Consider the following 19,234-nt stretch of genomic DNA (forward strand, 5'->3'; position numbering starts at 1 on the left):
CTTCCCCGCGCTCGTGGAGCGAGGGGTTACCCCAGTTGCCTGCGGGCCGGCGCACTGGAAGACGACACGGCCCACCTCGAAATACGGACACCGCGACCGAGGCGTTCGGACGGATGCCACACCCGCATTCTTGTTGCCGTCGCCGCGTCGTGTCACTCGCCTGTGGATAACTGGAGGGGATATGTCGGGGGTTGCCGTGTTTTTGTCCCCGAAGGACGCCCCAAGAGACTCCGAAGAGATCCCGAAGCGACGCGCAATCGAGTCCGAATCACGGGATCGCGGGGAAGAGCGGACCACGGCGGATCCGGATCGCCCGGGCTACGCCGCCGGGTCTATCTCGCGCAGCAGCCCCGTGGTGACGTCGAAGACGAATCCGCGCACGTCGTCGACGTGCGGCAGGAACGGCGAGGTGCGCACCCGCTGCATCGACTGGCGTACGTCCTGGTCGGCGTCGCGGAAGGACTCCACCGCCCAGGCGGGGCGCTGGCCGACCTCGTTCTCCAGCTCGTGGCGGAAGTCCTCGGTGAGCGTCTCCATGCCGCAGCCGGTGTGGTGGACGAGCATGACGCTGCGGGTGCCGAGCGCCCGCTGGCTGATGGTCAGCGAGCGTATGACGTCGTCGGTGACCACGCCGCCCGCGTTGCGGATGGTGTGGCAGTCACCGAGCTCCAGGCCGAGGGCCGCGTGCAGGTCGATACGGGCGTCCATGCAGGCCACCACGGCGACCCGCAGGACCGGCCGGGCGTCCATGCCGGGGTCGCCGAACGCGTCGGCGTACCGGCGGTTCGCTTCCACCAGCCGGTCCGTGACGGTTCCCCCGTCACGGACCGCGAGGTGAGGGCGGACGGGGTGCTCTGCGGGGAGGTGCGCAGGAGTCGACATGTCTACGACGGTAGTCGCCGTAGATCGTTCGGTCCTGTGCTGGGGACGGAAAAATCCCGTCAACTCGGTCGGTTGTGAGGTAACCCACAAGCGTGGTAATCGGTCACCCGTGCGGGTGAAAAGCGCACCTCTGCGACGCGCTGGGCCGTTGATTGACCGAAAGGACCGGTGGACTAAAGTGACGCGAAGTGGGAGGGGTGACACGCTCCGGCCCGCTTGCGGGGACAGAATCCGTATCCGCAGTACAGAGCAGTTGCACAGTTTCCCCCCGCGTGCGCGGCGCGCGTACGGCTCGGCCTCCCCCCGCTCGCCGGTCGGCTGACGCCACTTCCCCGGCGCCGGCAGACCTTCCGAGCGGGTGGGGACCCGGCCGTACGCGCCCGGTGCCCGCCGGACCTGAGAGGGCCAAAGTGACAGGGCGCGAAGCGCTTCCCAGCGAGGGCGACGGCGGGCGACAGGAGGAGCGGACCCGGCACGTCCCGGTGATGCTCCAGCGGTGCCTCGACCTGCTGGCCCCGGCCCTGACGCAGCCCGGGGCGGTCGTCGTCGACTGCACCCTGGGCCTCGGCGGACACAGCGAGGCCCTGCTCACGCGGTTCCCCGAGGTCAGGCTGATCGCCCTGGACCGGGACAAGGAGGCCCTGCGGCTCTCCGGCGAGCGCCTGGCGCCCTTCGGGGAGCGCGCGACGCTGGTCCACGCGGTCTACGACGAGCTCCCCGAGGTCCTGGACCGGCTCGGCGTCCCGCGCGTCCAGGGCGTCCTCTTCGACCTCGGCGTCTCCTCGATGCAGCTCGACGAGGCCGACCGCGGCTTCGCCTACGCCCAGGACGCCCCGCTCGACATGCGGATGGACCAGACCACCGGTATGAGCGCCGCCGAGGTGCTCAACAGCTACCCGCCGGGCGAGCTGGTGCGGATCCTGCGGCAGTACGGCGAGGAGAAGCAGGCCAAGCGGATCGTCTCGGCCATCGTCCGCGAGCGCGACAAGGAGCCGTTCAGCAACAGCGCGCGCCTGGTCGAGCTGATCCGCGACGCGCTGCCGCAGGCCGCCAAGCGCACCGGCGGCAACCCCGCCAAGCGCACCTTCCAGGCCCTGCGCATCGAGGTCAACGGCGAGCTCTCGGTCCTGGAGCGGGCCGTCCCGGCCGCCGTGGCGGCCCTGGACGTGGGCGGCCGGATCGCCGTCCTGTCGTACCACTCGCTGGAGGACCGCCTGGTCAAGCAGGTCTTCGCGGCCGGCGCCGCCACCACCGCGCCGCCGGGTCTGCCGGTGGTGCCCGAGGAGTACCAGCCGCGCCTCAAGCTCCTGACCCGCGGCGCCGAACTGCCCACGGAGGAGGAGGTCGCCGAGAACCGGCGGGCGGCCCCCGCCAGGTTCCGCGGGGCCCAGCGGATCCGGGAGGACCTGCGGTGAGCGGACCGGCCAGGCAGCCGCGGGGGCGAGCCGTCCGGCTCGGCAGGCTGCTGCCCCCCGCGGGCGCGCGCGGCGCCGCCCGCACGCCCTTCGTGCTGCTGGTCGTCGTGCTCCTCGGCGGCGGTCTGATCAGCCTGCTGCTGCTGAACTCGGCCCTGAACGAGGGCTCGTTCAAGCTGAGCGAGCTGCGCCGCGAGACCACCGAGCTCACCGACGAGCAGCAGGCCCTCCAGCACGACGTGGACGGCCTCTCCGCCCCGGACGCGCTCTCCCGCCGGGCCACCGAGCTCGGCATGGTCCCCGGCGGCAGCCCGCTCTTCCTCAACCCGGACGGCACGGTCAGGGGCGTGCCCGGCGCGGGCGCCGCCCAGCCGGGCCCGGCGCCCAGCCCCGAGCTGCTCCAGGGCGCGGCCGTGACCGCCCCGGCCCCCGAGACCACGGCCTCCCCGGCCCCCGACGCCCAGCAGGCCCCGGCCGCCGGCGCCCGGCCGGCCGGCACCCCCGCGCCCGCGCAGACCTCCGCCACTCCCGCCGCACCCCCGGCGCCCGCCCCCGCGAAGACCTCCCCGACCCCCGGCAGGTGACGCAGTGAGCCCCCAGGAACCGCCGCGCCGCCGGGTGCCAGGACCCGCGCGGCCGCGCCCGCAGGCCCGCCCGGCGCAGCGCCGCCCCAAGCCCCCCGCCCGGATAAGGCTCGGCAGCCCCCGGCCCCGGTTGCGGCTCGTCAGCCTGGGGCTCACCCTCGTCATGATCGCGTTCGTGGTGCGGCTGCTCCAGGTGCAGGCGGTGGACGCCAGCGCGTACTCCGCCAAGGCGGAGAAGAACCGGTACGCCAGCTATGCGCTGCCCGCCGAGCGCGGCGAGATCACCGACCGGGACGGCATCGCGCTCGCCACCAGCGTCGACGCGTACGACATCACCGCCGACCCGTCGATGTTCACCCCGGCCACCAGCAAGGCCGAGGACGCCCCCGAGCAGGCCGCGGCGCTGCTGTCGCCGCTGATCGGCAAGGACCAGGCGGAGATCGCCAAGAAGCTGAAGACGCCGAAGAGCCGCTATGTGGTGCTGGCCCGTCGGCAGACCCCGCAGGTGTGGAACCAGATCAAGGACCTCAAGAAGGTCTTCGCCGAGAAGGCCCGCGCCGACCTGGCCAAGGGCGGCCGCGGCGCCAATGTGCTCGGCGGCGTCTTCAACGAGTCCAGCAGCAAGCGGGTCTACCCCAACGGCGATCTGGCCGCCGGGATACTGGGGTACGTCAACGCCGAGGGCCGTGGCGGCGGGGGCCTGGAGTCCCAGCTCGACAAGGTCCTGGCGGGCCAGGACGGCAAGATCACCTATGCTCAGTCGGGCGGCCGCCGGGTGCCCACCGCGGGCACCCGCGAGACCCCGGCGGTGCCCGGCTCGGGCGTCGAGCTGACCGTGGACCGGGACATCCAGTGGATGGCCCAGAAGGCCATCACCGACCAGGTCCGCAAGTCCCGGGCCGACCGGGGCTATGTGGTGGTCCAGCGCACCGACACCGGCGAGGTCCTCGCCATGGCCAACGCCCCCGGCTTCGACCCCAACGACATCTCGCACGCCAACGCGGCGGCGCTGGGCAACGCGGCCGTCCAGGACGTGTACGAGCCCGGCTCCACCGCCAAGGTCATGTCCATGGCCGCGGTCCTGGAGGAGAACGCGGCGACCCCGCTGACCCATGTCACCGTGCCCAACCGGCTGCAACGCGGCGACCGGCTCTTCAAGGACGACATCGACCACGCGACCTGGAACCTCACGCTCAACGGCGTCCTCGCCAAGTCCAGCAACATCGGCACCATCCTGGCCGTGGAGCAGCTCGGCAAGACCGACGCCGAGGCGGACCGGGTCCTCTACTCGTATCTGCGCAAGTTCGGCCTCGGCGCGCCGACCGGCCTCGGCTACCCCGGCGAGACCCCCGGCATCCTGGCCCCGCCGCAGAAGTGGTCCACCTCCCAGCAGTACACGGTCCGCTTCGGTCAGGGCCTCTCGCTCAGCGCCATGCAGGCGGCCTCGGTGTACTCGACGATCGCCAACGGCGGGGTACGGATCGAGCCGACGCTCGTACGGGGCACCAGGGGCCCCGACGGCCGGTTCGCCCCGGCCCCCGCACCGAAGCAGTCCCGGGTGGTCAGCGAGAAGACCGCCAGGACCGTGGCCCAGATGCTGGAGTCGGTCGTCGGCGACGAGGAGGGAACCGGAGTGAAGGCCCGCATCCCCGGGTACCGGGTCGCGGGCAAGACCGGCACCGCCAACCGGGTCGACCCCAAGACCGGCCGCTACCACGGCTACACCGCGTCCTTCGCCGGCTTCGCCCCTGCGGACAAGCCGGCCGTCACCGTCTACTGCGCCATCCAGAACCCGACCAAGGGCAGCTACTTCGGCGGTCAGATCTGCGGCCCGATCTACAAGCAGGTGATGGAGTTCGCGCTCAAGACCCTTCAGATCCCGCCGACCGGCACCCAGCCGCCCCATCTGCCCGTCTCCTTCGGCGGCAACGACTGAATCCGGAACCATCAGTGACAACCATCACCCCCGGCCCCGGGAACCAGAACCGCGACCACCACGCCCCGCCCCCCTCTTTTGGCGACCCGGCGGGTGCGCCCGGTACGCTCACCGCCGTGCCACACGCTGATCAGTACCGAACCACCCCGCAGGACGCGCCCGCGCACCAGCCGGGGGCGCCCCGGCCGGACCGGCCCCGCCCGACATCCCTGGGCGAACTGGCCGACCGGCTGGGTGCCGAGACCCCGGGGTCGGGAGAGGTCACCGGCATCACCCACGACTCCCGCGCGGTCCGTCCCGGCGACCTCTACGCGGCTCTGCCCGGCGCCCGCTTCCACGGCGCCGACTTCGCCGCCCAGGCCGCGGGCCTGGGCGCGGCGGCCGTCCTCACCGACCCAGCGGGCGCCGAGCGCGCCGCCGCGACCGGCCTGCCGGTCCTGGTCACCGAGGACCCGCGCGGCGCCATGGGCGAGCTGGCCGCCGAGATCTACGGTTACCCCGGCCGCGACCTGCTCCAGCTGGGCATCACCGGGACCTCCGGGAAGACCACCACCGCGTACCTCGTCGAGGGCGGGCTGCGCGGCGCCGGGCACCGCACCGGCCTGATCGGCACGGTCGAGATGCGCATCGGCGACGAGCGCATCAAGTCCGAGCGCACCACCCCCGAAGCCACCGACCTCCAGGCCCTGTTCGCGGTGATGCGCGAGCGCGGGGTCGAGTCGGTCGCCATGGAGGTCTCCAGCCACGCCCTGGTGCTGGGCCGGGTGGACGGCTGCGTCTTCGACGTCGCCGTCTTCAACAACCTCAGCCCGGAGCACATGGAGTTCCACTCCGACATGGAGGACTACTTCCAGGCCAAGGCGCAGCTGTTCACGCGGCGGCGCGCGCGGCTGGGCGTGGTGAACTTCGACGACGAGTACGGCCGCCGCCTGGTGGTCGAGTCGGAGATCCCCGTCACCACCTTCTCGGCCGAGGGCCACCCGGACGCCGACTGGCGCGCCGAGGACGTGGACGTACGGCAGGACAGTTCGACCTTCACCGTCGTCGGCCCCAAGGGCGAGCGGATCTCGGCCACCGCCCCGCTGCCGGGCCCCTTCAACGTCGCCAACACCCTCGCCGCGATCGTCACGCTGGCCGTCGCGGGCGTCGACCCGCAGACCGCCGCCGACGGCGTGGCCGCCGTCCCCGGTGTGCCCGGCCGCCTGGAGCGGGTGGACGCGGGCCAGCCGTTCCTCGCGGTGGTCGACTACGCGCACAAGACGGACGCCGTCGAATCGGTTCTGCGCTCGCTGCGCAAGGTCACCCGGGGCAAGGTGCACATCGTCCTCGGCTGCGGCGGGGACCGCGACCGGACCAAGCGGGCGCCGATGGGCGCCGCCGCCGCCCGGCTCGCCGACACCGCCGTACTGACCTCGGACAACCCCCGCTCCGAGGACCCGCTGGGGATCCTCGCCGCGATGCTCGCGGGCGCCGCCGAGGTGCCCGCGCACGAGCGCGGGGACGTCCTGGTCGACGCCGACCGGGCCGCCGCCATCGCGGCGGCCGTGGCCCGCGCCGAGCCGGGCGACACCGTCCTGGTCGCGGGCAAGGGCCATGAGCAGGGCCAGGACACCCATGGGGTGATCCGCCCCTTCGACGACCGTGTGGTCCTGCGGGCCGCGATCGAACACCGCCAAGAACAGTCAGGGATGAAGCAGTGATCGCCCTCTCCCTCGCCGAGATCGCCGCAATCGTCGGCGGGCAGCCGCATGACATACCGGATCCGTCGGCCCAGGTCACCGGATCCGTCGTCATCGACTCCCGCCAGGTGGCGCCCGGTTCCCTCTTCGCCGCCTTCGCGGGCGAGCACGTCGACGGCCACGACTACGCGCGCGTGGCGTACGAGGCGGGCGCGGTGGCCGTGCTGGCCACCCGGCCCGTGGGCGTGCCCGCGGTCGTCGTCGACGACGTCCAGGGCGCGCTCGGCGCACTGGCCCGCGAGGTCGTGCGCCGCCTGGGCACCGACGTGGTGGCGCTCACCGGCTCGTCCGGCAAGACCTCCACCAAGGACCTGATCGCGCAGGTGCTCCAGCGGCACGCGCCCACGGTCTACACGCCGGGCTCGCTCAACAACGAGATCGGGCTGCCGCTCACCGCGCTCACCGCCACCTCCGAGACCCGCCATCTGGTCCTGGAGATGGGGGCGCGCGGCATCGGCCACATCCGCTATCTGACCGGTCTGACCCCGCCGCGGATCGGACTCGTCCTCAACGTCGGCACCGCCCACATCGGCGAGTTCGGCGGCCGTGAGCAGATCGCCCAGGCCAAGGGCGAGCTGGTGGAGGGGCTGCCGGCGGACGGCTGCGCGGTACTCAACGCGGACGACCCCCTCGTACGGACCATGGCGTCGCGCACCAAGGCGCGCGTCCTGCTCTTCGGCGAGGCCGAGGACGCGGACGTACGTGCCGAGAATGTCCGGCTCACCGGGGCCGGACAGCCTTCCTTCAGGCTTCACACACCCTCCGGGTGCAGCGACGTGACCTTGCGCCTGTACGGTGAGCACCACGTGTCGAACGCGCTCGCCGCGGCCGCCGTCGCCCATGAGCTGGGCATGTCCGCAGACGAGATCGCCCCCGCGCTCTCCGAGGCGGGCACCCTCTCCCGCTGGCGTATGGAGGTCACCGAGCGTCCGGACGGTGTGACAGTCGTCAACGACGCCTACAACGCGAACCCCGAGTCCATGCGAGCCGCCCTGCGCGCGCTCGCGGCCATGGGCGAGGCCTCACGGGCAAAGGGGGGACGTACGTGGGCGGTGCTCGGTCCGATGGCCGAGCTCGGCGACGAATCGCTCGCCGAGCACGACGCGGTCGGACGGCTCGCCGTCCGGCTCAACGTCAGCAAGCTCGTGGCAGTCGGGGACCGGGAAGCGTCCTGGCTGCAACTGGGCGCATATAACGAGGGTTCGTGGGGTGAGGAGTCGGTGCACGTGTCCGACGCACAGGCGGCCGTCGACCTGCTGCGCAGTGAACTGCGCCCGGGAGACGTCGTGCTGGTGAAGGCATCGCGGTCGATCGGCCTGGAACGGGTGGCACTCGCGCTGCTCGACGGTGGCGCCGAGGGCGAGGTCGCCGCCCGATGAGGCAGATCCTCTTCGCGGGAGCCATCGGTCTCTTCCTGACCCTGGTCGGCACCCCGTTGCTCATCAAGCTGCTCGCCCGCAAGGGCTACGGCCAGTTCATCCGCGACGACGGCCCGCGCGGCCACGCCGGCAAGAAGGGCACGCCCACCATGGGCGGCATCGCCTTCATCCTGGCGACGCTCATCGCGTACGCCGCGACGAAGGTGATCACCAACGAGGACCCGACCTTCTCGGGTCTGCTGGTGCTCTTCCTGACCGCCGGCATGGGCCTGGTCGGCTTCCTGGACGACTACATCAAGATCGTCAAGCAGCGCTCGCTGGGCCTGCGCGCCAAGGCGAAGATGGCCGGACAGCTGATCGTGGGCATCGCCTTCGCGGTGCTGTCCCTCCAGTTCGAGGACAAGCGGCACCAGACGCCCGCCTCCACCAAGCTCTCCTTCATCACGGACTTCGGCTGGTCCATCGGCCCCGTGCTGTTCGTGCTCTGGGCGCTGTTCATGATTCTGGCCATGTCCAACGGCGTGAACCTGACGGACGGTCTGGACGGTCTGGCCACCGGCGCGTCGGTGATGGTCTTCGGCGCCTACACCTTCATCGGGCTGTGGCAGTTCCAGGAGTCCTGCGCCAACGCGCAGACCCTGACCAACCCCAACGCCTGCTTCGAGGTGCGAGACCCACTGGACCTCGCCGTGGTCGCCTCGGCCCTGATGGGCTCCTGCTTCGGCTTCCTGTGGTGGAACACCTCGCCCGCCAAGATCTTCATGGGCGACACCGGCTCGCTCGCGCTCGGCGGCGCGCTCGCGGGTCTGGCGATCTGCTCGCGCACCGAGTTCCTCATCGCGCTGCTCGGCGGCCTGTTCGTGATGATCACCATGTCGGTGGTCATCCAGGTCGGCTCGTTCAAGATGACCGGGAAGCGCGTCTTCCGGATGGCCCCCCTCCAGCACCACTTCGAACTCAAGGGGTGGTCCGAAGTCCTTGTGGTGGTGCGGTTCTGGATCATCCAGGGCATGTGCGTCATCGTGGGTCTGGGTCTCTTCTACGCGGGATGGGCAGCCGACAAGTGAGTCAGAGCTGGCAGGGCATGCGGATCACCGTCGCCGGCCTCGGGGTGAGCGGCGTCAGCGCCGCCCGCGCCCTGGCCGGTCTCGGCGCCGTGGTGACGGTCGTGGACGGCGGCGACTCCGGTACCCACCGGGAGCGCGCGGCCGAACTGGCGGAGGAAGGTATCTCCGTACGCCTCGGGGACGCGGAGACGCTCCCCGAGGGGACCGGCCTGGTCGTCACCTCACCCGGCTGGAAGCCCGACTCCCCGCTGTTCGCGGCCGCCGCCGAGGCGGGCGTGGACGTGGTGGGCGACGTGGAGATCGCCTGGCGGCTCAGGGGCCCCGACGCGGCCCCCTGGCTCGCGGTCACCGGCACCAACGGCAAGACCACCACCACCCAGATGCTGGCGTCGATCCTGCGCGCGGCGGGCCTGCGCACCGCCGCCGTCGGCAACATCGGCACGCCGATCGTCGACGTGGTGCTCGGCGAGGAGACCTACGACGTACTCGCCGTGGAGCTCTCCAGCTACCAGCTGCACTGGGCGCCCTCGCTGCGCGCCCACTCGGCCGCCGTCCTCAACCTGGCCCCGGACCACCTCGACTGGCACGGCTCCATGGAGGCGTACGCCGCCGACAAGGGCCGGATCTACGAGGGCAACACGGTCGCCTGCGTCTACAACGTGGCCGACCCGGCCACCGAGGACCTGGTGCGCGAGGCGGACGTCGAGGAGGGCTGCCGGGCGATCGGCTTCACCCTCGGCACCCCCGGCCCCTCCCAGCTCGGCGTCGTGGACGGCATCCTGGTCGACCGCGCCTTCGTCGCCAACCGGCAGAAGAACGCCCAGGAGCTGGCCGAGGTGGGGGACATCAACCCGCCGGCCCCCCACAACATCGCCAACGCCCTCGCGGCGGCCGCCCTGGCCCGTGCCTTCGGCGTGGAGCCCAAGGCCGTACGGGACGGGCTGCGGGCGTTCACGCCGGACGCCCACCGGATCGCGCACATCGCGGACGTCGACGAGGTCGCGTACGTGGACGACTCCAAGGCGACCAACACGCACGCCGCCGAGGCCTCCCTGGCCGCCTACGACCCGATCGTCTGGATCGCCGGCGGGCTCGCCAAGGGCGCGTCCTTCGACGAGCTGGTGACCAGGTCGGCGAAGCGGCTGCGCGGGGTCGTCCTGATCGGCGCGGAGCGCCACCTGATCGCCGAAGCGCTGGCGCGACACGCCCCCGAGGTACCGGTGGTCGACCTCGACCGGACCGACACTGGGGCGATGTCCGCGGCGGTCCGCGAGGCGGCCGCGCTGGCGAAGCCCGGGGACACGGTCCTGCTGGCCCCGGCCTGCGCCTCGATGGACATGTTCACCAACTACAACAAGCGCGGCGAGGCCTTCGCGGAAGCGGTCCGCGAACTCGCCGCCGAGCGCGCCTAGCCGGCCGGGACCCGTCCCGCGGACCGGCGGCGCCGGGCACGACTGGAGGGGACAGCACAGATGCCGGCCGAAGCGACCCCGCCCGGATCAGCCCTGCGCAGCCGGGCCGCCGCGTTCCCGCGCCGCCCCGCGGTCGGGCGCGGTGGCGGCGGCAGCCCGTCGCGGCTCGGCGGCGGGGGCCCCCGGCGGCTCCTGGAGCGGGCCAGGCGGGCCTGGGACCGGCCGCTCACCGCGTACTACCTGATCCTGGGCAGCTCGCTGCTGATCACCGTGCTCGGTCTGGTGATGGTCTACTCGGCCTCGATGATCAAGGCCCTGGAGCTGTCGCTGCCGGCCTCGTACTTCTTCCGCAAGCAGTTCCTCGCCGCCCTGATCGGCGGGGCGCTGATGTACGCGGCCGCCCGGATGCCCGCCAGGCTGCACCGGGCGCTGTCGTACCCGATGCTGGTCGTCACCGTCTTCCTCATGGTCCTGGTGCAGATCCCGGGGATAGGGATGTCGGTCAACGGCAACCAGAACTGGATCTATCTGGGCGGCCCGTTCCAGCTCCAGCCCAGCGAGTTCGGCAAGCTGGCGCTGATCCTGTGGGGCGCGGACCTGCTCGCCCGCAAACAGGACAAGCGGCTGCTCACCCAGTGGAAGCACATGCTGGTGCCGCTGGTCCCGGTGGCGTTCCTGCTGCTCGGGCTGATCATGCTCGGCGGTGACATGGGCACCGCGATCATCCTCTCCGCCATCCTCTTCGGACTGCTCTGGCTCGCCGGGGCGCCCACCCGGCTCTTCGGGGGCGTCCTCGCGGTGGCGACGACCATCGCGGTGCTGCTCATCAAGACCAGCCCCAACCGGATGGGCCGGCTCGCCTGCATCGGGGCCACCGACCCCGGTCCCCAGGACCAGTGCTGGCAGGCCGTGCACGGGATCTACGCCCTCGCCTCGGGCGGATGGTTCGGTTCCGGTCTGGGCGCGAGTGTGGAAAAATGGGGTCAACTCCCCGAACCGCACACCGACTTCATCTTTGCCATCACCGGTGAGGAACTGGGCCTGGCGGGCACACTGTCGGTGCTCGCCCTGTTCGCGGCTCTAGGCTATGCGGGTATCCGCGTGGCCGGACGCACGGAGGACCCCTTCGTGAGGTACGCCGCGGGAGGTGTGACCACCTGGATCGTGGCCCAGGCCGTGATCAACATCGGTGCGGTGCTCGGTCTGCTGCCGATCGCCGGGGTCCCGCTCCCGCTGTTCTCCTACGGTGGGTCCGCCCTGCTGCCGACCATGTTCGCCGTGGGGCTGCTGATCGCGTTCGCGCGGGACGACCCCGCGGCGCGGGCGGCGCTGGCCATGCGGCAGCCTCGGGTGAGTTGGAAGTCGATGAGACGGCGCGTCAAGAAGCGTCCGTCCGGAGAGCGGTGAATTTCGGTGCATGTCGTACTCGCCGGTGGGGGGACCGCCGGCCACATCGAGCCCGCGCTCGCCCTCGCGGACGCCCTGCGCAGGCAGGACCCGACCGTGGGGATCACGGCCCTCGGCACGGAGAAGGGCCTGGAGACGCGGCTGGTCCCCGAGCGGGGCTATGAACTCGCGCTCATCCCGGCCGTCCCGCTGCCCCGCCGGCCCACCCCCGAACTGATCACGGTCCCGGGGCGGCTGCGCGGCACGATCAAGGCCGCCGAGCAGATCCTGGAGCGCACCAAGGCGGACTGCGTCGTCGGCTTCGGCGGCTATGTCGCCCTGCCCGGCTATCTGGCCGCCAAGCGGCTCGGGGTGCCGATCGTGGTCCACGAGGCCAACGCCCGGCCCGGGCTGGCCAACAAGATCGGCTCGCGGTACGCGGCCGGGGTCGCGGTGGCCACGCCCGACAGCAAGCTCCGCAACTCCCGCTACATCGGCATCCCGCTGCGGCACTCCATCGCCACCCTCGACCGCGCCCGGGTCCGCCCCGAGGCGCGCGCCGCGTTCGGCCTGGACCCCAACCTGCCGACGCTGCTGGTCTCCGGCGGCTCGCAGGGCGCCCGCCGCCTCAACGAGGTGATCCAGCAGGTCGCCCCGGTGCTCCAGCGCTCCGGCATCCAGATCCTGCACGCGGTCGGCCCGAAGAACGAACTGCCGCGCGTCGACAACATGCCCGGAATGCCGCCGTACATCCCGGTACCGTACGTGGACCGGATGGATCTCGCGTACGCCGCGGCCGACATGATGCTCTGCCGCGCGGGTGCGATGACCGTCGCCGAGCTCTCCGCCGTCGGGCTGCCCGCCGCCTATGTCCCGCTGCCGATCGGCAACGGCGAACAGCGGCTCAACGCCCAGCCGGTGGTGAAGGCGGGCGGAGGTCTGCTGGTCGACGACGCCGAGCTCACCCCCGGGTGGGTGCAGGACCAGGTCCTGCCCGTGCTCGCCGACCCGCACCGGTTGTACGAGATGTCCCGTGCCGCCTCCGAGTTCGGCCGCCGGGACGCCGACGACCTGCTCGTCGGCATGGTGTACGAGGCGATCGCCGCGCGCTGACGGAGCGGCAGAAGGCAGGGGACCGTGGCCGGACAGGCGACCGCTCGACGCGGAGCGGGACAGACGAGGAAGTCCGGCCCGTCCGGCCCCCGCCGCCCCTTTCGACGGCTGAATCCGCGGCTGCCCGCCCGGCGCCGGCTGCTGCTGATTCTGGCCACGGCCGTCGTCGTGGGCTCGGCCGTGATCTGGGTGCTCTACGGCTCCACCTGGCTGCGGGCCGAAGAGGTGGAGACCAGCGGCACCGAGGTGCTCACCCCCGCCGAAGTCGAGGCGGCGGCGGCCGTTCCGCTCGGGTCGCCGCTGGTCTCGGTGGACACGGACGCCATCGAGGCACGGCTGCTGCGCAAGCTGCCGCGGCTGGACTCGGTGGAGGTCAGCCGCTCCTGGCCGCACGGCATCGCCCTGGACGTCACCGAGCGCAAGCCCGTTCTGCTGATGAAAAAAGGCGCGAACTTCACCGAAGTGGACGCCAAGGGTGTGCGGTTCGCCACGGTCGCCAAGGCGCCCGCGCACGTACCGCTGCTCGAACTGAATCCAGACACCTCCGGCAATTCGGCCTCTCTGCGCCGCTTTCCGGCCGACGATCTGGTGCGCGAGGCGGTGCGGGTGGCGGGCGAACTCCCGTCCGCGGTCGCCAAGGACACCCGACTCGTCCGGGTCACCTCCTACGACGCGGTCTCCCTGGAGTTGAGCCGCGGGCGTACCGTCCTGTGGGGCAGTGACGAGGAGGGGGAGCTCAAAGCCCGTACGCTGGTCGCCCTCATGAAAGCGGCGCCCAGGGCGCGGTACTTCGATGTGAGCGCCCCCACCGCCCCTGCGGTATCGGGGAGTTGACGCACATATGCGCTGGCCAGCACCCTGGTTGGTCATCGCTACGGGTGATCACATAGGGTGAAAAGAAAAACGGGAGGTTCGGCGTGTTCGTTGAACGTGCGCCACTTGTCGACTTAGTGTCCTGTTCGGAAGAGTCCAGTGAACAGACACATTGGTAACCCTAAACTTCAACGTTAGGGTTCGGGTCGGCGTTCGGACCGTCCCACATCGGCATTCGTCGTCGCCGTGCGACACCCGCACGTGACGACCCGTAACTCGAGGCGAGAGGCCTTCGACGTGGCAGCACCGCAGAACTACCTCGCAGTCATCAAGGTCATCGGTGTCGGCGGCGGTGGTGTCAATGCCATCAACCGAATGATCGAGGTCGGTCTCAAGGGCGTCGAGTTCATCGCGATCAACACCGACGCACAAGCTCTGTTGATGAGCGACGCCGACGTCAAGCTCGACGTCGGCCGTGAACTCACCCGCGGCCTCGGGGCCGGAGCCAACCCGGCAGTCGGGCGCAAGGCGGCAGAGGACCACCGCGAGGAGATCGAGGAGGTCCTCAAGGGGGCCGACATGGTCTTCGTCACCGCGGGCGAGGGCGGCGGCACCGGCACCGGCGGCGCACCCGTCGTCGCCAACATCGCGCGCTCGCTCGGCGCCCTCACGATCGGTGTGGTCACCCGGCCGTTCACCTTCGAGGGACGCCGTCGCGCCAACCAGGCGGAGGACGGCATCGCCGAGCTCCGCGAAGAGGTCGACACCCTCATCGTCATCCCCAACGACCGGCTGCTGTCCATCTCGGACCGCCAGGTCAGCGTGCTCGACGCGTTCAAGTCGGCCGACCAGGTGCTGCTCTCCGGCGTCCAGGGCATCACCGACCTGATCACCACCCCGGGCCTGATCAACCTTGACTTCGCCGACGTCAAGTCGGTCATGTCCGAGGCCGGTTCGGCGCTCATGGGCATCGGCTCGGCGCGCGGCGACGACCGCGCGGTGGCCGCCGCCGAGATGGCGATCTCCTCGCCGCTCCTGGAGGCGTCCATCGACGGCGCCCGCGGTGTGCTGCTCTCCATCTCCGGCGGCTCGGACCTCGGTCTCTTCGAGATCAACGAGGCCGCGCAGCTGGTCAGCGAGGCCGCCCACCCCGAGGCCAACATCATCTTCGGCGCGGTCATCGACGACGCGCTGGGCGACGAGGTCCGGGTCACGGTCATCGCCGCCGGATTCGACGGCGGCCAGCCGCCCGCCCGCCGCGACACCGTGCTCGGCTCCACCGCCGGCAAGCGCGAGGAGCCCGCGCCGGTCCGCGCCGCCGAGCGCCCGCTGGGCGGACTCGGCACCGTGGCCCCGCGCGAGGACACCCCGGCCCCGGCCCCGGTCGAGACGGCCCCGGCCGGCGAGACCGGCCCGGCGCAGGTGCCGACGGCCCGCCCGTACCAGGACAGCCAGGCCGAAGAGCTGGATGTCCCGGACTTCTTGAAGTGATAGGGCAGCACTCCCTCGTGAGCGGCGCGCACTTCGCCTTCACCGACCGGTGGGGTGGGGTGAGCGCCGCTCCGTACGAGGAGCTCAACCTCGGCGGCGCGGTCGGCGACGACCCCGCCGCGGTGCTCGCCAACCGGGGCCTCGCGGCGAAGGCGCTGGGGCTTGACCCGGACCTGGTGGTCTGGATGAACCAGGTGCACGGGCCGGACGTGGCCGTGGTGGACGGGCCGTGGGGCGCGGCCGCCGCCGAGGGGACCCAGGACATTCCGGCGGTGGACGCGGTGGTGACGGCCCGGCGCGGGCTCGCCCTCGCGGTGCTGACCGCCGACTGCACCCCCGTACTGCTCGCCGACCCGGTCGCCGGGGTGGCGGCCGCCGCGCACGCGGGGCGGCCCGGGATGGTCGCGGGCGTGGTGCCCGCGGTGGTGAAGGCGATGGTCGCGCTCGGGGCGGAGCCGTCCCGGATCAGCGCCCGGACCGGGCCCGCCGTCTGCGGCAGGTGCTACGAGGTCCCGGCGGCGATGCGGGACGAGGTCGCCGCGGTCGAGCCGGCCGCCTGGTCCGAGACCAGTTGGGGAACGCCGGCGGTCGATGTGACCGCCGGGGTGCACGCGCAGCTGGCGGCGCTCGGAGTGACGGACCGGCAGACGTCGGGGGTGTGCACGCTGGAGTCGCGCGACCACTTCTCGTACCGCCGCGACCGCACCACCGGCCGGCTCGCCGGATACGTCTGGCTCGACCCGGCGGGAGCCGGCGGGGCCGAGGAAGAGGGGAGCGGGGTATGACGGAGCTGACGGACCCGGCGGACCCGGGTGGCCGCAAGGCGGAACTCGCCGCGAACCTGGCACAGGTGGAGGAACGTATCTCCGCTGCCTGCGCGGCCGCCGGGCGCAAGCGGGACGACGTGACGCTCATCGTGGTCACCAAGACCTACCCGGCGAGCGACGTACGGCTGCTCCACGAGCTGGGGGTGCGTCAGGTCGCCGAGAACCGGGACCAGGACGCGGCGCCCAAGGCGGCCGAGTGCGCGGATCTGACGGACCTGCGCTGGCACTTCGTGGGCCAGCTCCAGACGAACAAGGTCCGTTCTGTGGTGACTTACTCGGATCTGGTGCAGTCCGTGGACCGGGACCGGCTGGTCACCGCGCTCTCCGCCGCCGCCGTGAAGGCGGAGCGCGAGGTGGGGTGCCTCATCCAGGTCGCGCTGGACGCGGAGTCGGGTGCGCGGGGCGACCGGGGCGGCGTCGCCCCGGACGGAATCGAGCAGTTGGCCCGCCTTGTGGCGGACGCGCCCGGTCTGCGGCTGGACGGTCTGATGACCGTGGCGCCGCTGGCGGGTGAGTACGCGGGGCGCGAACGGGCCGCATTCGAGCGGCTGATGGATTTGTCGACTGACCTGCGCCGCGCTCATCCGGCTGCGAACATGGTGTCAGCAGGGATGAGTGCGGACCTCGAAGAGGCTGTAGCGGCCGGAGCGACACATGTACGCGTCGGTACGGCGGTACTCGGAGTCCGACCCCGGCTCGGGTAACGTCGCGAAGCAAGTCGGACCACAGCAGAAAATATGGTCATTCCCACTCTTCAGTGGGCAGACCTAGTGGATCGTGGGCACTTGGTGACACAGCGACATTTGGCGACAAGGGCGATCCACCACAGAGCGGAGGAATCGGAGCATGGCCGGCGCGATGCGCAAGATGGCGGTCTACCTCGGTCTCGTGGAGGACGACGGGTACGACGGCCCGGGGTTCGACCCCGATGACGAGTTCGAACCCGAGCCGGAGCCCGAGCGGGACCGCCGCCGGCATCAGCCCCCGCATCAGGTCGAACGGGACGAACCGGTACGAGCCGTACAGCCGCCAGCCCCCCGTGAGCCGGTGTCCCATGCAGCCGTGATGCCCGCGGAATCGGGGCGTCCGGCGCGAATCGCCCCCGTGGCATCCATCACACCTGAACGTCCGAGCCTGGAGAAGAACGCACCGGTGATCATGCCCAAGGTCGTGTCCGAGCGGGAGCCCTACCGCATCACCACGCTGCACCCGCGGACCTACAACGAGGCCCGTACCATCGGGGAACACTTCCGCGAGGGCACGCCGGTGATCATGAACCTCACCGAGATGGACGACACGGATGCGAAGCGACTTGTCGACTTTGCCGCCGGACTTGTGTTTGGTTTGCACGGCAGCATTGAACGGGTGACGCAGAAGGTGTTCCTGTTGTCGCCTGCTAACGTCGATGTCACGGCGGAGGACAAGGCCCGTATCGCAGAGGGCGGTTTCTTCAACCAGAGCTGAGACACGACACCGGGAACGATCCGGCCACGGGGCCGGGGGCACAGAGAGCAAGGGGAGAGGGAAGCGCGAGATGGGCGTCGCACTGGATGTGGTCTACATCGCGCTGATGTGCTTCCTCATCGTGCTGATCTTCCGGCTCGTCATGGACTACGTCTTGCAGTTCGCACGTTCATGGGAACCCGGCAAGGCGATGGTGGTCGTTCTTGAGGCCACCTACACTGTCACCGATCCACCGCTCAAGCTTCTGCGGCGGTTCATTCCGCCGCTGCGTCTCGGGGGCGTGGCACTCGACCTGTCCTTCTTCGTTCTGATGATCATCGTGTACATCCTGATCTCCATCGTCACCAGCGTGGGGAGATAGATGTGAGCGACACGGTCCTGCCGACTGCCGACGACTACGTAGAGGTGAAGAAGAGATGCCGCTGACCCCTGAGGACGTGCGGAACAAGCAGTTCACGACCGTCCGGCTCCGAGAAGGCTATGACGAGGACGAGGTCGATGCCTTCCTGGACGAGGTCGAAGCCGAACTGACCCGCCTGCTTCGCGAGAACGAGGACCTGCGCGCCAAGCTGGCCGCCGCGACGCGTGCCGCCGCGCAGAACCAGCAGCAGCAGGGTATGCGCAAGCCGGAGCCGCAGGACCAGCGCGGTCCGGGCGCCCCCGTGCCCGCCGCCATATCCGGACCTCCGCAGGTGCAGCAGCAGCCGCAGATGGGCGGCCCGCCCCAACTGCCGAGCGGCGCTCCGCAGCTGCCCGCCGGCCCCGGTGGCCACGGCCCGCAGGGCCAGCACGGCCAGGGCCCCATGGGCCAGAACCAGCTCGGCCAGGGCCCCATGGGCCAGCACGGCCAGGGTCCGATGGGCCAGAACCAGCTGGGCCAGGGTCCGATGGGCCAGGGCCCCATGGGTCAGGGTCCGATGGGCCAGAACCAGCTCGGCCAGGGCCCCATGGGCCAGCCGATGGGCGGCCCCATGGGCGGTCACGGCCCGCAGCTGCCGCAGCCCGGCCAGGGCCCCGGTGGCGACAGCGCCGCGCGTGTCCTCTCGCTGGCCCAGCAGACCGCCGACCAGGCGATCGCCGAGGCCCGCTCCGAGGCCAACAAGATCGTCGGCGAGGCCCGGTCGCGCGCCGAGGGCCTGGAGCGGGACGCCCGCGCCAAGGCGGACGCACTGGAGCGGGACGCGCAGGAGAAGCACCGCGTCGCGATGGGCTCGCTGGAGTCCGCCCGCGCCACGCTGGAGCGCAAGGTCGAGGACCTGCGCGGCTTCGAGCGCGAGTACCGTACGCGGCTGAAGTCCTACCTGGAGTCGCAGCTGCGCCAGCTGGAGACCCAGGCGGACGACTCGCTGGCTCCGCCGCGCACCCCGGCCACCGCGTCGCTGCCGCCGGCCCCGCAGATGAGCGGGTCGATGGCGTCGGCCGGTGCGGGCTCGATGGGGCACACGATGGGTGGCCAGCCGTCGATGGGCGGCGCGCCGTCGTACGGCGGGCAGCAGCAGATGTCGCCCGCGATGACGCAGCCGATGGCTCCGGTGCGGCCGCAGGGGCCGTCGCCGATGCAGCAGGCTCCCTCTCCGATGCGGGGCTTTCTGATCGACGAGGACGACAACTGACGGGCGGGGTCGTACTGACCCGCACGTAGCCTTCGGCAGGCTGAAGGGCCGGGCCCCCGGATGATCCGGGGGCCCGGCCCTTTTTCGCCCCCGGGCCCCGTGCTTCGTCCGCG

17 protein-coding genes are annotated in these 19,234 nt (G+C 71.5%); 16 read left to right on the plus strand and 1 reads right to left on the minus strand.

Annotated elements, in window-relative coordinates:
* Positions 1 to 318: 318 nt before the first annotated feature.
* The gene (locus tag ABD236_RS22050; RefSeq protein WP_344075829.1) at positions 319 to 882 is read right to left on the minus strand and encodes a beta-class carbonic anhydrase; all 564 of its coding nucleotides are present in this window, start codon (positions 880 to 882) and stop codon (positions 319 to 321) included.
* A gap of 410 nt (positions 883 to 1,292) precedes the next feature.
* Here ABD236_RS22050 and rsmH point away from each other — a divergent pair, with 410 nt between their 5' ends.
* The 16 genes from rsmH (at position 1,293) to ABD236_RS22130 (ending at position 19,121) form a co-directional block, all read left to right on the plus strand.
* Entirely contained in the window at positions 1,293 to 2,297 is a 1,005-nt protein-coding gene (rsmH, locus tag ABD236_RS22055) for a 16S rRNA (cytosine(1402)-N(4))-methyltransferase RsmH (RefSeq protein WP_344075831.1), read from the plus strand.
* Complete coding sequence (gene ftsL / locus ABD236_RS22060; RefSeq protein ID WP_344075833.1) at positions 2,294 to 2,881, plus strand: cell division protein FtsL; 588 nt, start codon at positions 2,294 to 2,296, stop codon at positions 2,879 to 2,881. Before rsmH ends, ftsL begins: the two co-directional genes overlap by 4 nt.
* A 4-nt stretch (positions 2,882 to 2,885) precedes the next feature.
* Complete coding sequence (locus ABD236_RS22065) at positions 2,886 to 4,817, plus strand: peptidoglycan D,D-transpeptidase FtsI family protein (protein WP_344075835.1); 1,932 nt, start codon at positions 2,886 to 2,888, stop codon at positions 4,815 to 4,817.
* A 14-nt stretch (positions 4,818 to 4,831) separates the two neighbouring features.
* Positions 4,832 to 6,517, plus strand: a complete 1,686-nt coding sequence (locus tag ABD236_RS22070; RefSeq protein WP_344075837.1) for a UDP-N-acetylmuramoyl-L-alanyl-D-glutamate--2,6-diaminopimelate ligase — start codon at positions 4,832 to 4,834, stop codon at positions 6,515 to 6,517.
* Positions 6,514 to 7,935, plus strand: coding sequence for a UDP-N-acetylmuramoyl-tripeptide--D-alanyl-D-alanine ligase (locus ABD236_RS22075; protein WP_344075839.1), 1,422 nt, complete (start codon positions 6,514 to 6,516; stop codon positions 7,933 to 7,935). The genes ABD236_RS22070 and ABD236_RS22075 overlap by 4 nt, the downstream gene beginning before the upstream one ends.
* Positions 7,932 to 9,002, plus strand: coding sequence for a phospho-N-acetylmuramoyl-pentapeptide-transferase (gene mraY / locus ABD236_RS22080; RefSeq protein WP_344075841.1), 1,071 nt, complete (start codon positions 7,932 to 7,934; stop codon positions 9,000 to 9,002). Before ABD236_RS22075 ends, mraY begins: the two co-directional genes overlap by 4 nt.
* Entirely contained in the window at positions 8,984 to 10,414 is a 1,431-nt protein-coding gene (gene murD, locus ABD236_RS22085; RefSeq protein ID WP_344075843.1) for a UDP-N-acetylmuramoyl-L-alanine--D-glutamate ligase, read from the plus strand. The genes mraY and murD overlap by 19 nt, the downstream gene beginning before the upstream one ends.
* Positions 10,415 to 10,474: 60 nt before the next feature.
* Entirely contained in the window at positions 10,475 to 11,821 is a 1,347-nt protein-coding gene (gene ftsW / locus ABD236_RS22090) for a putative lipid II flippase FtsW (RefSeq protein WP_344075845.1), read from the plus strand.
* A 6-nt stretch (positions 11,822 to 11,827) separates the two neighbouring features.
* Positions 11,828 to 12,913, plus strand: coding sequence for an undecaprenyldiphospho-muramoylpentapeptide beta-N-acetylglucosaminyltransferase (murG, locus tag ABD236_RS22095; protein WP_344075847.1), 1,086 nt, complete (start codon positions 11,828 to 11,830; stop codon positions 12,911 to 12,913).
* A gap of 24 nt (positions 12,914 to 12,937) precedes the next feature.
* Complete coding sequence (locus ABD236_RS22100; RefSeq protein WP_344075849.1) at positions 12,938 to 13,747, plus strand: cell division protein FtsQ/DivIB; 810 nt, start codon at positions 12,938 to 12,940, stop codon at positions 13,745 to 13,747.
* Positions 13,748 to 14,023: 276 nt separating this feature from the next.
* Positions 14,024 to 15,217 carry a cell division protein FtsZ gene (gene ftsZ, locus ABD236_RS22105; RefSeq protein ID WP_344075851.1) on the plus strand — a complete coding sequence of 398 codons (1,194 nt, stop codon included), beginning with the start codon at positions 14,024 to 14,026 and terminating at the stop codon, positions 15,215 to 15,217.
* Positions 15,218 to 15,234: 17 nt separating this feature from the next.
* Positions 15,235 to 16,002, plus strand: a complete 768-nt coding sequence (pgeF, locus tag ABD236_RS22110; protein ID WP_344075853.1) for a peptidoglycan editing factor PgeF — start codon at positions 15,235 to 15,237, stop codon at positions 16,000 to 16,002.
* Positions 15,999 to 16,748 carry a YggS family pyridoxal phosphate-dependent enzyme gene (locus ABD236_RS22115; RefSeq protein ID WP_344075855.1) on the plus strand — a complete coding sequence of 250 codons (750 nt, stop codon included), beginning with the start codon at positions 15,999 to 16,001 and terminating at the stop codon, positions 16,746 to 16,748. Before pgeF ends, ABD236_RS22115 begins: the two co-directional genes overlap by 4 nt.
* A 142-nt stretch (positions 16,749 to 16,890) precedes the next feature.
* A complete protein-coding gene (locus tag ABD236_RS22120) occupies positions 16,891 to 17,508 on the plus strand; it encodes a cell division protein SepF (protein ID WP_067158125.1) in 618 nt (205 codons plus the stop codon).
* 70 nt (positions 17,509 to 17,578) lie between these two features.
* Positions 17,579 to 17,869 carry a YggT family protein gene (locus ABD236_RS22125; protein ID WP_067158122.1) on the plus strand — a complete coding sequence of 97 codons (291 nt, stop codon included), beginning with the start codon at positions 17,579 to 17,581 and terminating at the stop codon, positions 17,867 to 17,869.
* Positions 17,870 to 17,924: 55 nt separating this feature from the next.
* Positions 17,925 to 19,121: a DivIVA domain-containing protein gene (locus tag ABD236_RS22130; RefSeq protein ID WP_344075862.1), complete on the plus strand. Its 1,197-nt coding sequence runs from the start codon at positions 17,925 to 17,927 to the stop codon at positions 19,119 to 19,121.
* Positions 19,122 to 19,234 lie beyond the last annotated feature (113 nt).

Origin of the sequence: Streptomyces crystallinus (assembly GCF_039521265.1) — a bacterium.
Lineage (GTDB): Bacteria > Actinomycetota > Actinomycetes > Streptomycetales > Streptomycetaceae > Streptomyces > Streptomyces crystallinus.

Excerpts from the sequence above, each read along its gene's own strand:
- ABD236_RS22050 (WP_344075829.1), bottom strand. The coding sequence starts at position 882 with ATGTCGACTCCTGCGCACCTCCCCGCAGAGCACCCCGTCCGCCCTCAC.
- mraY (WP_344075841.1), top strand. The coding sequence starts at position 7,932 with ATGAGGCAGATCCTCTTCGCGGGAGCCATCGGTCTCTTCCTGACCCTG.
- murD (WP_344075843.1), top strand. The coding sequence starts at position 8,984 with ATGGGCAGCCGACAAGTGAGTCAGAGCTGGCAGGGCATGCGGATCACC.
- ftsW (WP_344075845.1), top strand. The coding sequence starts at position 10,475 with ATGCCGGCCGAAGCGACCCCGCCCGGATCAGCCCTGCGCAGCCGGGCC.
- ABD236_RS22115 (WP_344075855.1), top strand. The coding sequence starts at position 15,999 with ATGACGGAGCTGACGGACCCGGCGGACCCGGGTGGCCGCAAGGCGGAA.
- ABD236_RS22120 (WP_067158125.1), top strand. The coding sequence starts at position 16,891 with ATGGCCGGCGCGATGCGCAAGATGGCGGTCTACCTCGGTCTCGTGGAG.
- ABD236_RS22125 (WP_067158122.1), top strand. The coding sequence starts at position 17,579 with ATGGGCGTCGCACTGGATGTGGTCTACATCGCGCTGATGTGCTTCCTC.
- ABD236_RS22130 (WP_344075862.1), top strand. The coding sequence starts at position 17,925 with ATGCCGCTGACCCCTGAGGACGTGCGGAACAAGCAGTTCACGACCGTC.